This is a genomic window from Chitinophaga sp. YR573 (assembly GCF_900110995.1).
In the GTDB taxonomy this organism is placed as follows: Bacteria; Bacteroidota; Bacteroidia; order Chitinophagales; family Chitinophagaceae; genus Chitinophaga.
Window position 1 is genome coordinate 4,815,355 of sequence record NZ_FOJF01000001.1, and the last position, 15,009, is coordinate 4,830,363.

Genomic DNA, 15,009 nt, shown 5'->3' on the forward strand with positions numbered 1-15,009 from the left:
CTGAAAATATTTATTTTGTATTTGCGCCGTAAAAATGGGAAAGGCGAATACTACTACTTTGATTATCAATGCTGAAATTTTTTTAGGCCAAGGCCGGTTAACGGCATATATTTAAGTGTTAGAGATCATTGTAAAACAACACAACCAGCGACAAACATTGAAAGGAATGAAACGAATATTTACAATTTTAGTGATAACAATCTTCACTATTTTATCATGTAGCGAGAATAAATCAGGAACTACAAAAACAAATGCTATTGAGATAGAAAACGAAAATAAAACTGAAACCCAGAATTCGAAACTCGAAACTTCAGACACACTTAATTCCAATAATTATTCTGACTTAGATAGCCAAACGACATACACCAAAGAGCTTGACTTATTTTGGATACGCGATTTAGAAGAGAACGCAAACAAAAAAATTGGTTTTATATCCTTGTCTGACATTTATCCATTGAGCGAACATCCAGACTCTTTAGCTATTCCAAATCTTGAAAATGTAGATAAAAACAGTCTTCAATATTTTAAATTAAATGCATCGTATAGAAAGAGATTTCTTTCAAAAACTAACATTTCAGAAACAGATAGTCTGTTTATTTACGATTACTCTACAGATGTACTACTCTCTTTTCCTGTTAGAAAACTTAATGTAGTTGCCTATTTAAATGATTATATGGACATAAAAGATTGTCCTTGCAGTCAATCCGACTATATGATTGGATTTGAAGTGACAAAAAATTATTTAATAGGGCTAGGAAAATATTTTAGTGAAGCCTTGGTTTTTATCGGTAAAGAAAATCCTTTTATGCACGGACAAATGAAAGCCATTGTTTGGCAAAAAATCAAAGCTGAAAAATTTCCATTGGGAAAAAGCAATTTGACCGAAGAGCAAAAAGAATATAAACATAAAAATACAATAAAAGGACAAGCATATTTATATGAAACAAAAACTCACCAAATTTTCATTCAAGATTATACAGAGCCAAATAATCTTATTCAGGTTCAAGACCGACATTTAATTATAATAGATAAGCAATCTGATAATGTGGTTAATGAGACAATTTTCAGCAATAGTGAAGGAACAAGCGTAACACCGTTGAATTTTGGAATAAACAATATCAATTATCCTGACTTGAAAGAACAATGGATAGGAAAACTTTTCAAAGACAAACCCGAAGTTATATTTGGATTTGAATGGGTTTCGTTTGGATGTCCAAGTATTATATTCGTAAACTCACAAAACAAATACGTTCAGATAAATTGTGACAATAGACATTGAAATAAAATAACGAACCGCTAATAGGCAAGCATATCGAACGAGAAAAAGCCACAATCATATTATTCCTGTCGGTTTAAATTTAATGTTGATCATATAACGTGCGCTGGGTTGCTTTCTCCCTATGCAGGCGATGATATCATCTTTTTTATTTTTAGATATCACATAGCCATAGGCCACACTGGAGGTGCCGCTGTCCAGCACTTTTACAAAGTAATCGCTCGGGAGGGGGGCTTTTGCCAGCAACCCCCGGGTAGTATTTACCAGGGAATCGGGTTGAAAAGTAAGTTCATGCTCAAACCTGATTTGATATTCATTTTCAGCGATCTTTTTTACGGGAAGAACACTGGATGTACTGTCGCCCGACTGTAAAAGCAGTTCATGCCCGATCCGGCGGAGCAAAACTTCCCTCCCGGAGATGTCAAAATCATTATTATCCTCCATACTGAAAGCCACGCAGACTAGAGAGATAAACAAGGTTAGTATCAACCCGAACAGGTATTTGCGTTTCCCGGAGAGGACGTTTCGGCTATCAAACACAGTATTTACGATTTATTTACAAAGGTTACATTTTTATTTACAATCCAAATCTCCCCAGTTGAAAAATAACAAGGTAATTCGCTTTATCAAAATTTGACAGGAGATGAAAAATAAAGGAACCCGTTTGAACACCCTGAGTGTCATGTTAGTTTTTGCCAGGAAACGGACAAAGAGCACTGCATTGACCGCTATCGGACCATGTCTGGTTCGTAGGGGTTGGAACTACGGGCAAGCTGTATCGCTATGATGGAATGACCATGTACTGCCCCACCTGCTACTTTTCGCTAATTATTAATCAATATGTTTTACTCTAAATTTAAAAAAATGAAAAGATTATTTGTGTTAGTTCCGGTTATCCTCCTGGTATTTCTATTAAATTCTTTTGTGCCAAAAGAAAAGGTAGCGGGAGAGAAAACAACCGAAGGGGCTAAATCAGGGCCTGTAAACATCGTTTTCAAATCTACAGATGGTGGACAAACCTGGCAGGACATCAGCAAAGGGCTGCCCGAAAATTTGCGGAAAGATAGTATCAAGGGAAATAGCTTCTTTGCAAATGATAAAGGGCTGTTTATAAAGGTTGGAAACGGACTCTATCACAGTACACCAAATGCCACAGCTCCTTTTTGGACCAAAGAGATTTTCCCTGACGAACATAGCAGCATTGCCCCCGCTAAGTCCTGGATATTTGCCAACAATTACTGGGGTATAAATTTGAAAAAAACAAACGGAACCAGTGTATGGTCGCCGATTTTCGAAATTTTACTGGAGCCAAGAATACGCAGCGTTTTTGAGACTGCCGGAGGTACAATTTTTATCGGCATCGACAGAGGCTTTTTTAAAACTGTTGACGATGGAAAAACCTGGAAACATGTCCATACCGGAAGCCTGGTAGGGCATTTGGCAGAGTCGGATGGCGTACTGGTGGCGATCAGTACGGGAAGGATAATAAGATCGACCGACAATGGCGAAAACTGGGCGGTGGTGAGCAGTGAGGGGGTTGTGGCCTGGGATGTAAAACAGATCAAAGGTGGATTCGCTGCTATCACTTCCAGTTCAGCGTCTAATACCAGGGGGCTAATGACATCCTACGACGAAGGTAAAACCTGGCAGCCCGTTGATGCCGGCCTTCAGGGCAAAGATTTTAAGGATTCAATATGGCGGACCTGGAATGATCGCCCTTTTTTGAAAGCCTACACGACTTCAATTATCCCGGTTGGTGAAAACTTATTTTGTATTCATCCTGACGGCATTTTCAGATCATCAGACAAGGGAAAAACATGGAAATTGTTACTTCCTTCTATAGAAAATAAGGTCTTCAATTTACTTGTTTCGGGCAACGTGATCTATGCCATACCCAGCAAGGGAGGATGTTGAAAACTCAGGTTAACATTCATGCATTGTTTAAAATTACCGCAGGTGGCGGAAAACATGGTTGCTAAGTTTTGATCGAACCAATGTCAGGTCTTTAATGAAATAGATCTGATGTCAGATCAAGTATCAGCTATTACGTCTAAATTTATTAATGTATATACATTCCTCCAATTTTCATTGCAGGTAATAAGTTTTTTTCCATTTTCCAATAAAGCCTGCCATAATTTTGTGCTCCATATTTATCAAAATCCGGATGAATAGAAGCTATTTTATTATTACTGAAATCAGCATTACTGATAATAGCATGTGCAAAAAAATCAGGTAATTCAGTAATGAAATTATTTTGTAGCCAGAAATAATGATAGTTGCTGGAATTGAGTATCGCTTTAGGTAAAAACGTTATTTCATTATTGTTGGCATAAAAAGATCTAAGCAATGCTGTAAAAAGAGAATCATCCAGTTTGCTTATTTTATTGTAGGAAATATCCAGTATTCCCAGGCTCAACGGATGTTTAAATTGTAGTTCAGTCAACAGATTACGTGACAAATTTAGTTCGCGCAGGCTTGGAAAAGAAATAGCTGTATCAATTAAGGAAATTTTATTAGAACGTAACAACAGACTTTGTAACTGTAATACTGAAAGAAAATAAGGAAAATCTTTTATCTGATTATTAGATAAATCAAGATAACGAAGAGACACTAACTCATTCAATCTTTCCTGAACAACCGTTATTTTGTTTTGCTTTGCTTCAAGACGATTTAGTTGTCTGAGACTAAATAATGAATCAGGTAAAGTCTGTAATTCATTATTGTTGATGTTGAGGATTTCAAGCTTATTTAATGACAATAGCCATTCCCATTCTTTTATCTTAATGCCCTCAACATTGAGTACTTTTAAAGATGTAAGAGACTGTAAAGCACTTATATCTGTTGGCGCATTATAAGCAATTTCCAGCGTCTCCAGCTGACTAAGACTACTTATTGAAGCTGGAATTGGAATATGACAACCACTCAGTTTAAGTACCTTACAGGCAGGCATTTCTTTCAATAAATCGATAGCTTCGGTAATATGAAACCCTTCACAATTTTCGATGTATACTTTCTGTATGTGTGAAAAATAAACAATCTCTTCGGGGAGTTTCAGATCCTTGTATCCTTTCATTTCAAATACATAAATACCCGAAATACAAAGACACATCAGTCTAAACATCATTGCGTCAATATCAGGATGTGCCACTATTGCATCTATTTTATGCTTTACATTTCCACCCTTTCTTAAAGATGCTTTTACGCCTTTTGCATGCAGCTTGAATGATTGTGAACCATATTTATCGTATAACTTCTCTGCACTTTTATAAATTTCCTTATCAGGATGTGCCATCATCACAGCAGCAAGCATACTTTGAATTGTTTTGTTAGCTCCACCTGTTTCAATAATCTGGAATGCCACTTTGTAATTCTCAGGCTGGTTACTGCTGAGCAATCGTAATAAGGGTTCATTTATTTCTTTATTGTCATCCTGTAAAAGCCAGTGTTCACCTTCATTGATCAATACTTCGTTTAACTGATCTATTGTGATAATATCCCGGTTGTTATCTACAAATTTTATAACCTCTTCAAAGCTGCTGTTGTTACCAATAACCACAATTGTATTTTCATCATCTGCTGTGCTACTCGTCTTTATGCCGTACTTACCGAGTTTTTTATTAATGGATTGCATGCTTTCGCCTTTAGGCTTTTCCAGCAAGCGAAGTGTTATTTTTTCATGCAGTGCGTCTTTCAGTTTATTAGGTAAGAGTTCACTGAAAGTTGAAGTGCTTTTTGTGAAAAGACCGAATAATAATTTAAGTTGTAGTGGACTATAATTTTTACTTGCTGTGAGATGTCTGAATTCAGGTAACACATGCTGAAGTGCCCGCTGAAAACTTACTTTCTTTGTAAGGCCTATTACTAATGGTATCCTGTTCGGGAAAAAGAAATCGAAATACCTGCCGCTTATCTTTTCCAGCCGATCCAGTATGGCGATGCCTTCTTCAGTAAAGAAAACATCTCCCTTATCCTGAGGCATATCTATATCAGCAAACTTCAATTGTGGTAGTGCTTTTATCAGCTCCAGGATTTCGGGCCATGTGTTGCTGTTTTTTTTACTATTAGTTAATTTTAATGTTTCCAGCGATTGTAAAAGAACTAACTTTTGTGGGAGTGTATTCCCACGATATCCTCCCAATGTCAACGCGGTAAGACCAATTAATTTTCCCCCTTCTTTATCAAAATCAATCAGGTTATTGTTGGTGATGTGCAGCTCTTTCAGATGCGCTAAAGCAGGCAGTTGCTTTAACTTTGTATAGTCTATATTCAGGATTTCCAGCTGCTTCAACGTGTTCACAGAAGAGGGAAGAGCAGCAAGATCAAGTGCATGGACATCCAAACTTTTCAGATCAGGGTATTGCCGAAAGAAATCTTCCGGTAGTTCTTTTAACTCACCGTTGAAATCGAATATTCTAAGATGCTGCCTATTAGAATCAAAGGAAAGAAATTGTTCCATATTACATTTTGGTTAAAATCAATTTTCCTATTTCGGGAATACTATATAATTTCTTCAGACTTTTATTGTTGGCATTCACCAACTCCTGTGCCATTGCTAATCGCAGATCATTAGGGATAAATGATAACAGGATAAATGCTTTCAGGTTCTCAAATACTTTATCTGTAAGTTCCTCTTTGCTGTACACAAGATAGTTGGTGAGCCTTGTCATGATTACAGATAAAATATCCATCCGCTTTGTTTTTCCATCTACCAAAGCTCTTAGCTGTCCTTCAATAATTTTAAATACAGGTGCATTTAAAATATCTTCAGGAGATATGATTTTATCCATATCCATGTTAATGAAAGTAATAAAAGCAGCTGTTGTTTCTACATTCAAACTTCCATCAGCCAACATCTTTACAAGGTCTAGCTGTTGTTTGAGATCAGGAATTGATTCAAGAGAATTGAAAAACTGTACGAGCGATCTTGGTGTAGTGCGCGTACCATTTACAACTTCAGGATAAGTTAAGATGAAGTCAATACCTGTTGGATAAATACCTGCCTGCTGCGCCCATCTGGCCCAAACCTTTACATCGAATTCCATTGTCACGTGCATCATTCTTGTGAGCATTGCATCGTCCATTGCTGAAACGGAGTAATCGCCTCCATCAGGGTTTGCAGTGAGTACTATCAACCAGTCTTTTGGCAATGTCCAGCTTACCAGCTCGTAGTTCTGCAGCAGCTGCATGATGCCACGAAGGATGCGGTCATCTGCACGGTTCACATCATCTATCAGGAAAATGCCGGGGCCTTCTTTTTCGGGTACCCAGTCCGGTGCAACAAAACGTGTAACGCCATCTTCTATCCTGGGCATGCCCAGCAGATCTCCCATCTCTTCAAACTGGGCGGGAGCGATGTATACGAATTGATAGTCTTTACTATGTGCAAATTCACGGACTAATTCTGTTTTTCCAATGCCATGCATACCCCAGATACATAGTGGAGTTGGCCTGTTTGATTTTGAAAGTGAAATATGTTCCAGCAACTGGGATATTTGTGCTGCGTTTGTTTTTGTCCCGTAAGTAATGTAATTGAACTGTTCAGTTTTTGACATAGTTATAATCTGGCTTTTCTTCCCGGTAAATTTCGAAATGCTTCTGAGTCTGTAGTGATACCTTCATTACTGATGACCCAGAGCAAAGGATAACGAGGTTTTATTTGGGGGGAAGGTGCTACTCCATCAGTAAAATAAATCAAACCATCAGGTTTAAAATGCTTATTACCGTATTCAATGGGTGCATCGAAATTTGTTCCTCCCCCACCTATAATAAAAGTTGGTACTGTACCTTTGTATGAATATGTTCTTTGTATTTTTGCATCACATTCAGTGATGATTATTTCTGATCCTTGTCGCCAGATATGATGTATCTCCGTAAAAAACTGTGCTATTTCCTCCTGATGTATACTCCCCGATGTATCCACTGCAATCAGTAATTTTCTCAACTTTCTTATTTTTATACCGGGCGAGGTACCATATCTTTTCGAAGGTCTTTTAAGTGTATTGGTGACTTTTGTTTTACTGCTGCTTTCAGAAAATATTTTCAGAACCCGGCGCCAGTCCACCAGTGGTTTTGATTTGTATAAAATACTATCAAGATATGATTTAAAACCGGCAGGTAAAGTACCATAACTTTTCTCTGTAGTTTTTGCCCGTGCAATATGTATGAGGTTATCAATACCGGCATCCATCAGATCCTTTTCAATGTTTGTCTGAGTATATATATCATTCCATAATTTATGTTGATCATTTTCGCGTATAGCACTAAACGAAGCCGCCGCAGTGGTATTCAGATATAATGTATCCAAATGATCTCTCAGATGCATTAACTTTTCATAATAATATTTCCACGAAGCATCTGGTTCAAACATTAACTCAGGAAAATTTTCCAGAAAAACAGATTCTTTAGGAAGATGTCTTTTATCAATATATTGATTCACTACAATGTCCATTGCAATATTGACTACATGTCTGTTCAGTCCCGGTTGGTTTACCAGTGTATGTTTCAAGACAATATGCAGCACTTCATGTTTTACAACACCATATCTGTGTGCTTTATCAGTCAAAAAATTATCCCAGAAACCTGCATTAATATACAGCACATGTCCACGATCTCTTAACCCTACACCCAGGGTATCTAAAAAAGAAACTACTTCTTTATTCAGGGCACTGAAAAAATGTGAAAAGAAAGGTTCTTTCAATAGTAATGAAATACTCGTTTGAGTAACTTCTTCTATTATCCGTTGCTCATCTGTCATTTGATAACAAATATAATAATTTCACATATCTTATCTGAAAAATTATGGCAGGAATACATATTGGAATAACTACAGCAATATCTCCAAATTCTTTAATGCGATTTTTAGTATATTTAATACCGGGACGAACTGGAAATATTTCAGCAGCACAGCGATAAATAAACCATTGGCAATATGGCATATGCTTCAACGTTGTGCGTAATTTTATAAAAAGCACTGCACCCAAAACTAAATATTGAGAATGAAAAAAGAAATTTCACATTTTTGGATTGGCAATTTTAAAAGTGAAACAGACTTTTACATTTTTTTTGGAGAAGACGAAAATTACTATGAGAATGAAAGTGAAACTGATGAAAAGTATATTTCAGAATTTGCCAGGACTCAAAATAAACATTGGCTTGACCACGATTTTCTTGAATGTGGCTTTGAAAATGAAAGCATAACCTTTGAGGAAAAGTTTTTAGAATATTCATATTCTGAACAATGGATTTCCGAACTTAAAAGAAGAATTGAGCAAATTAAACCAGGATTCGAATTCAACTCAATCGCATTTGTAACTAAAGAAAAAATCGCACATCCAACCTCTGTAAAAACACAGCATTTTGAAATGCTGTATGTTGGAGAAATTGAATATGAAATTTAACCCGAACAAAAGAATGCCATGAATTGCCCGGTCTGAAGATGATTTGCGGCTAATGCTCAAATATAGGCAACGCATATGAAATATTGTAAGATATCAACGGGACAGATAATTATACCATTTTAGGAATTGCCCCTTATTTAAATAACCAACCCGCGCTAGAGTGGATTGGTTATTTTGGTACCCAGTAGCCTGACATTTACAGAATACGTTAATAGACTAAACTTTTTGAGTACGCTTTTTAGGACTAGTTTGTGTATCTTTAAAAAGTCTATACCTAAACCCGATACTATGAGTTGTTAGCCTGAAGAAATTGTGTCAACCACACTGATAAATCAATTTTAAACCCTCTAATAACTGGTATTGTTATGAAAATGAATTCTAAACTTTTATGTGTTATCCTGTTTTTAATTAGTGAGTATGTTTCTGCTCAATCGGGCATTTATGTCGGCGGACATTTCCGTAGAGAGAGAAATCATACCATTACAGACTTAAAAGCCTCGGGATTTACCTATGTGATCCTATTTGATGTCACTGTTCAGGCAAATGGTGATTTAACAACTGACGGACAAACTATCTGCTCAAACGGAACCTATGTCTTTGGTTCTACCAATCCAAACTATGTCGCCGACGTAACTTCACTTAAAACCGGCGTTACTTCCATCAACAGAGTAGAAACATGTATCGGTGGCTGGGGTAGTCACTCTTACACGAATATCAGAAACCTGGTTGCTAGTCAGGGTATCGGTACCGGAAGTATCCTTTACCGTAATTTTAGGGCGTTGAAAACGGCCATACCTTCCATCGATGCAATCAATAACGATGATGAGGAAGCATATGACGTCAATTCTGCGACCGCTTTTCATGTTATGTTAGCGGATATAGGTTATAAAACAACGCTTGCACCTTACATGAATAAGGCATACTGGCAGAGCCTGGCCACTAATGTCAACAATCAACGGAGTGGCGCAGTTGACAAGGTATATTTACAATGGTATGAAGGAGGAGCTGGTAACAATCCATGTGATTGGAACATAAACGGTATTCAGTTGCACACCGGCGATCTGAATTATGAAAATGGAGCTACAGTAGCCAATAAAATGACCAGCGCTAAAAATAATTGTAGTTCCAAAGGTGGATTTTACTGGGTGTATAACGACAACAATATTAACCTGAAGGATCTTGCAAACAGAGTGAACACGATTTTTGGTATCCGTACCAAAAATCAGCAGGAAGTTGCCAACTTTTACAACGACTGCAACTACTTAGGTTTTGCTAATGGACTGGAAGCAGGCGACTATAATTTAGACAGACTACAGTCTTTAGGTATCGACAACGATGTGTTATCAAGTCTGACAGTCGCAGAAGGATTTGAAGTAACACTGTTTGATGACATAAATTTCAGTGGTGCCTCTAAAACATACAGAGGAAATGTAAGTTGTCTGGTAGCCGATGGATTAAATGATAAAGTTACATCACTACGTATACGCACAACCGGAACAACCGGTTTAGACGGTACCTGGTTTATTCAAAATCGCAACAGTGGCAAATATATGGACCTTGCAGCAGAACATGCATCTGAGAATGGCGGAAACATTCAGCAGTGGGAGTATGCCGGAGGCAATAATCAAAAGTTTCAGTTTACACATCTGGGTGATGGGACTTATAAGATCAGTGTAGTTGAAAGCGGCAAAGTAGTAGATGTGGATGGTATAAGTAAGAGCGAGGGTGCAAATGTGTTCCAATGGGATTATTTTGGCACTTTTAACCAGCAGTTTGTAATGCAGTCTACCGGCGATGGATACTATAAAATTATTCCTAAACATAGTGGCAAAGTAGTAGAAGTAGAGAATGCAAGCTCAGACAATGGTGCAAATGTTCGTCAGTGGGGTAATAATAACCAGACATGCGGACAATGGAAACTGATAATACCAACTGCGAAAATAGCCACTGTGCAGAAAACGGCAATCAGCGCAGAAAATAAATTAACGCTTTATCCCAATCCGGCTACTGAAACTATTTACGTCTCTTCCCGCGAACTCGCCGGAGCCAGAGTTAGTGTAGTAAATGTAGCAGGAAATCGTGTGATAAGCACCGTTATTACAGCGAACAGCATTGATGTATCTAAGCTTCAACCAGGCGTATATATTATTACTATTAATAAAGGTGGTAAAACGATCGTTAAGAAATTCGTTAAAAACTAAGTTAGATAAGCAGGCCCGTAGCGGGCTCAGAAGAAGAGAAAAAAGAAAGGTCGGAGAATTTCTCCGACCTTTCCATTAGCGTGCCCGGTAGTGGTAGGTCTTCGAACCAATTATGTTTGATTATCAAACAATTAATAATCTCCCAATACACCAATCGCATCAAAATAACGACCTTTCTAAACTAATCGCGCATGCTCGTACAACGCTTTGCTTGGGAATACACTATCAAGAGTTTACGACTACCTTGTCAGCAATCGAACTTGTATAGAATTAATGCTGGTTCTTCGTGAAGAATATGGATTATTTGGTGGGATAAAAATTATGGAACAGCTGAAGTAAAGGGAATGTTAGAAGATTGTTTTATAGGAAAAATAAAAGCTGATTTTTTAGACCAGCTTTTATTTTTTGTCCTCGGGCTTGTTTTTCAACATATAGCTCAGACACTATTGCTGACCAATGATCAGCGGTTGCCTTTCTTTAGTTTTATCGTATTCTATTTCTAAATAATAAACACCTGTTCTGAGTCCGCCGACATTAAGCTGCGCATTATTTACATTAGCGTATTTCTGTTTTCTTAACAGATTCCCCATCTGATCGTAAATACTTACGTTAGTAATCTGCGGAGCCACTGTTAGTTTTTGAGCCATTGGGTCTGTATTCGGTTTAGGCTGTATATTCAGGGTACTTACCGCAGGATTAGGGGATACAGCAAAAACCAGGGAACGCGGACAACTACTGTAAACCGTTACACCATCATGCACGGTCTCACCACAGGCATTCGTAGCTGTAATATTGACGCCACCACCACCATATACACTCACATAGGACGAAGGAGAGGTAGGGCTATATACATTAATTGTACTGCCGGATGTAGCTGTGGTAGTCCAGACATAATTGTTAAGCGGCATATTAGGAGCGGTATTGACGTTCCAGCCCTGCCATCCACCGCTACACGATCCACTCTGATTGTAGGTAACATTCATCATTGACATTGTACTTACAGCTTTTGTAGCAAAAATACAGTTCGGTAAACTGGCGGTAAGTGTAACATTGCCTGAGGAGGCTTTCGTTAAGGTTACAGAATTACCGGAAGCATTGATGGTAACGTACCCGGCAGGTGAGGCAGTCCATGTAACTGTTTGTCCGGCTGGTACACCGCTTACTGTATAAGTGGAGGATGAACAGAAGGCTGTCGCTCCGGAAATTACCAGATTTGCATTAGGTGGCGCTGCACCTACACCTACAGCATACCAGGCATCGGTCACTGCTTTCACCTGACAACTACCCGCGCCATATAACTCAGTAGCGGCATTGATGGTAGCTGTCCGTGCATCAGCATATTGACTTTGGGGTTGTAGTTTACCGGTGGATTCTGCATTCCATATAATATTGGCAGCAATGGTTATTCCCTGAGCTGTTACGGAATAACTATTCCCAAGATCATTGGTGCCACTGCCACCCTGACTCAACAGGTAAAACCAGTGACTGATCACAGTACTGTTTTTATGTGGTTCATTATTGTAGTCCCAGTAGGTACCATGATAGGTATCGGGATAAGATAATGAATTTGGATCAACCATAGAGCGAAGGCAGGGTTGTCCGTTTTTCATGATTTCTTCTCCTATCAGCCAGGTTTGTTTGTAAGGCGATGCGTAGTATTCTATTACAGCTCCCCATATATCACTGAGACCTTCATTCATCGCCCCCGGTTCGCTGGCGCCACCTGCAAGACCGGCAGTATACTGACAGATACCATGACCTATTTCATGGGCGATTACATCAAGCGAGGTGACTGCTTTAAATTGAGTAGTTCCATCCCCGTAAGTCATACTGTGCATGGTGGGGTCCCAGAATGCATTATCATTATTGGAGAACTGGCTGTTAATTCCATGCAGATCTGCATGTACATAACCAAATAATGTAGCGCCCAGATTATCATAACTATTCCGGCCTCTCACAGAAGCCCAGTAGTCAAACACTTTCTCAGTACCCCAGTGTACATCCTGACCGGCATTGGCGGTAGTCCAGCTGGTAGCTGCATTACTGAAGTCAACTGCTGCCGAATAGTTGCTTCCGTTTTGCATGTTCAGTGTCTGTATCTGTGCACTGAGTGCACCAACAGACCTGGTTTCCCTAAGACGGAAACCTCCGGTGTAAGAGTCGAGGGTAACACTTTGCGAACCGCTGTATAATGTTGCGACGGTTCCGGCGGTATTCGCGTCCAGGATCAGTTGCTCCCTTCCAATCACATTTCCGGTGATAGCATCTACATATACGTTGTTATCACTCAACGGCACTACTGCATAGATGTGAAATTTGTAAGCCAGCCGGAAGGAGTGAGTGATACTGTCATCCCTGCTGATTACCAGTTCTCCTTTAGGGTAAAGGGTTGCTTTGGGATCTTTAGTTACTTCCTGATACCTTTTTTGTGTGAATTCATCTTCCCATCCGTAAGTTCTGGCATGAATGAAATTAAGTGCATTTTTCAGGGCAGTTTTTTCATCCACTTTCACCTGGACAGACGGTTTGCCAATGTTCTGAAAGAAGCCATTTGCTGATTCGATGATACCGTTCTGTGAATGTACAGCATAGGTACCGGTGGGCACTTTGTACCCCTTATAATACTGCTGATACAGGAGATGATCACGGTCTTTGTCTGTAATCACCTTATCCAGCCGCAGACTATCATCTGATGACATTTTCAGGGTTTGCTTCATAAAAACCTGAGCATTGGCGACTGGTTGAGGACGTTGTTTTGTGTCCAGGCGCATAAATTTCACCTTACCGTTGCTGGCGGTATCAGTTTGCAGGATAACCTGTTGCGCCCATAAACTTGACTGTAACAGCATGAGGCATGCGAGGAGTGTAAATTTGCTCTTCATAAGTGGAAATATTCATTGAGGGTTAAAAAATACGCAGATTAAAAAGTGTGTTGAATATAAGCTACAAACAATAAGGTCCTAAGGCTTCATAAAAAGGTATAACAACAATCGCTAACGTGGCATAACACAACTAATATAACCGAATAAATCGGAATTACAATTTATTTCAATGGCTGGCACGGCGAGTAATAGAGTAATAACGACATCAATATATAGATATTTTTGTATGCCGTTACCATAGTGATTTCAAGAACCTGGCTGCATTAATTGCTGAACCTTTATAAAGACGATTTGTCTGGCAAGAGCAAGATTTTGAAGATACATTCCTGTTCTAGATTCAAACTCAACTCCCTGCTTCAAGCAGATTAAAACGTGTTTCACTAAAAGGATACGGGTTGAGTTAAATGATAAGAAATCTCACAATTTTGTGTGTCATTCTGTATGTCAATAATAGAGATAAAATGGATCAAGTTAAAAAGTTGGGGGATTGTCCTTAAGCATATAGTTTAACAAGCCTAAAAAGAAAGAAGTTTACATCTCGTAAAGAAGTTCAGGATAACCCTGATAATGATTTTGCACAGTCCTGGAAAGAGTTTTAAAGGATTGTATGCCAGTAGCATCAACATCATTATACCACAATGCAAGCCTCTTCTTTTTCTCTTCCAGAAAGATACTAATTCTTTTAGAATCCTTTGTGGTATTGGTTAATTCGAAGTATTCCAATATACCTGCAGGAAGCAGTAATTCAATTAATTCGCGGTAGTTCTGTTCCAAAATATTGACTTATGATGAAAATCAACATCTTTTAAGCAAATCCCCAACTTTTCAACTTGATCCCTTAAAACCGTGACACAAATTTAACAACCCAGAAACAAAAAAGGTTGACTATCTATTGATAATAAACCTTTATAGTGCCCAGTAGCGGTAGGCTTTCGATTGCGCTGTGCAAAGTCCGTGAGGTGGGGATTTATAAATGAAACACCTCGAAATTACCCGGCAGGTAATCAATCCTGTCCGACAAGGTCTAGTCAACCACCGGAAGCGAGTCTTGCGTAGTCATTAGAGATGATGGCACGAAGCGTAGACAGCGACTGCCGACGGTATGCCATTGAGCCTCGAAACTGTCCTGAATGTTGAAGCTTTAGTTGTTCGAAATGCTAAGGCAACATCAAACCTGCGCTATTGACGAGCAGGGGCGATTCGACCGGGGTCTGAGAACATATCAAAGGCAGACAGGGGTAATACGGGAACAC

At 38.8% G+C, this 15,009-nt stretch carries 10 protein-coding genes; 4 read left to right on the top strand and 6 right to left on the bottom strand.

Going from position 1 to position 15,009, the window contains the following annotated elements:
- The first annotated feature begins 166 nt into the window (after nucleotides 1-166).
- The gene (locus BMW86_RS33060) at nucleotides 167-1,279 is read left to right on the top strand and encodes a hypothetical protein (protein ID WP_218149170.1); all 1,113 of its coding nucleotides are present in this window, start codon (nucleotides 167-169) and stop codon (nucleotides 1,277-1,279) included.
- A gap of 54 nt (nucleotides 1,280-1,333) precedes the next feature.
- Here BMW86_RS33060 and BMW86_RS20085 read toward each other — a convergent pair whose 3' ends face one another.
- Nucleotides 1,334-1,816 carry a hypothetical protein gene (locus tag BMW86_RS20085; RefSeq protein WP_218149171.1) on the bottom strand — a complete coding sequence of 161 codons (483 nt, stop codon included), beginning with the start codon at nucleotides 1,814-1,816 and terminating at the stop codon, nucleotides 1,334-1,336.
- A 324-nt stretch (nucleotides 1,817-2,140) separates the two neighbouring features.
- Between BMW86_RS20085 and BMW86_RS20090 the strand changes: the two genes are divergently transcribed.
- Nucleotides 2,141-3,190: a WD40/YVTN/BNR-like repeat-containing protein gene (locus BMW86_RS20090; protein ID WP_218149172.1), complete on the top strand. Its 1,050-nt coding sequence runs from the start codon at nucleotides 2,141-2,143 to the stop codon at nucleotides 3,188-3,190.
- Nucleotides 3,191-3,335: 145 nt separating this feature from the next.
- Here the strand turns inward: BMW86_RS20090 and BMW86_RS20095 are convergent, their stop codons facing one another.
- The 3 genes from BMW86_RS20095 to BMW86_RS20105 are packed head-to-tail and all read right to left on the bottom strand — an operon-like array spanning nucleotide 3,336 to nucleotide 8,030.
- Nucleotides 3,336-5,732: a leucine-rich repeat domain-containing protein gene (locus BMW86_RS20095; protein ID WP_089783491.1), complete on the bottom strand. Its 2,397-nt coding sequence runs from the start codon at nucleotides 5,730-5,732 to the stop codon at nucleotides 3,336-3,338.
- A gap of 1 nt (nucleotide 5,733) precedes the next feature.
- Nucleotides 5,734-6,828 carry an ATP-binding protein gene (locus BMW86_RS20100; protein ID WP_089783492.1) on the bottom strand — a complete coding sequence of 365 codons (1,095 nt, stop codon included), beginning with the start codon at nucleotides 6,826-6,828 and terminating at the stop codon, nucleotides 5,734-5,736.
- A 2-nt stretch (nucleotides 6,829-6,830) separates the two neighbouring features.
- Nucleotides 6,831-8,030 (bottom strand): vWA domain-containing protein, encoded by a 1,200-nt coding sequence (locus BMW86_RS20105; protein WP_089783493.1) that lies wholly within the window; start codon nucleotides 8,028-8,030, stop codon nucleotides 6,831-6,833.
- A gap of 241 nt (nucleotides 8,031-8,271) precedes the next feature.
- On the opposite strand from BMW86_RS20105, the gene BMW86_RS20110 reads away from it, so the two are divergent.
- Nucleotides 8,272-8,673 carry an immunity 22 family protein gene (locus tag BMW86_RS20110; protein ID WP_089783494.1) on the top strand — a complete coding sequence of 134 codons (402 nt, stop codon included), beginning with the start codon at nucleotides 8,272-8,274 and terminating at the stop codon, nucleotides 8,671-8,673.
- 365 nt (nucleotides 8,674-9,038) lie between these two features.
- A complete protein-coding gene (locus BMW86_RS20115) occupies nucleotides 9,039-10,874 on the top strand; it encodes an RICIN domain-containing protein (RefSeq protein ID WP_089783495.1) in 1,836 nt (611 codons plus the stop codon).
- A gap of 443 nt (nucleotides 10,875-11,317) precedes the next feature.
- Here BMW86_RS20115 and BMW86_RS20120 read toward each other — a convergent pair whose 3' ends face one another.
- Together BMW86_RS20120 and BMW86_RS32870 are read right to left on the bottom strand one after the other, a co-directional pair.
- Nucleotides 11,318-13,756, bottom strand: coding sequence for a M4 family metallopeptidase (locus BMW86_RS20120; protein ID WP_089783496.1), 2,439 nt, complete (start codon nucleotides 13,754-13,756; stop codon nucleotides 11,318-11,320).
- A gap of 531 nt (nucleotides 13,757-14,287) precedes the next feature.
- The gene (locus BMW86_RS32870) at nucleotides 14,288-14,530 is read right to left on the bottom strand and encodes a hypothetical protein (protein ID WP_177189317.1); all 243 of its coding nucleotides are present in this window, start codon (nucleotides 14,528-14,530) and stop codon (nucleotides 14,288-14,290) included.
- Nucleotides 14,531-15,009 lie beyond the last annotated feature (479 nt).

Excerpts from the sequence above, each read along its gene's own strand:
- BMW86_RS20100 (WP_089783492.1), bottom strand. The coding sequence starts at position 6,828 with ATGTCAAAAACTGAACAGTTCAATTACATTACTTACGGGACAAAAACA.
- BMW86_RS20120 (WP_089783496.1), bottom strand. The coding sequence starts at position 13,756 with ATGAAGAGCAAATTTACACTCCTCGCATGCCTCATGCTGTTACAGTCA.
- BMW86_RS20110 (WP_089783494.1), top strand. The coding sequence starts at position 8,272 with ATGAAAAAAGAAATTTCACATTTTTGGATTGGCAATTTTAAAAGTGAA.
- BMW86_RS20090 (WP_218149172.1), top strand. The coding sequence starts at position 2,141 with ATGAAAAGATTATTTGTGTTAGTTCCGGTTATCCTCCTGGTATTTCTA.
- BMW86_RS33060 (WP_218149170.1), top strand. The coding sequence starts at position 167 with ATGAAACGAATATTTACAATTTTAGTGATAACAATCTTCACTATTTTA.
- BMW86_RS20105 (WP_089783493.1), bottom strand. The coding sequence starts at position 8,030 with ATGACAGATGAGCAACGGATAATAGAAGAAGTTACTCAAACGAGTATT.
- BMW86_RS20095 (WP_089783491.1), bottom strand. The coding sequence starts at position 5,732 with ATGGAACAATTTCTTTCCTTTGATTCTAATAGGCAGCATCTTAGAATA.
- BMW86_RS20115 (WP_089783495.1), top strand. The coding sequence starts at position 9,039 with ATGAAAATGAATTCTAAACTTTTATGTGTTATCCTGTTTTTAATTAGT.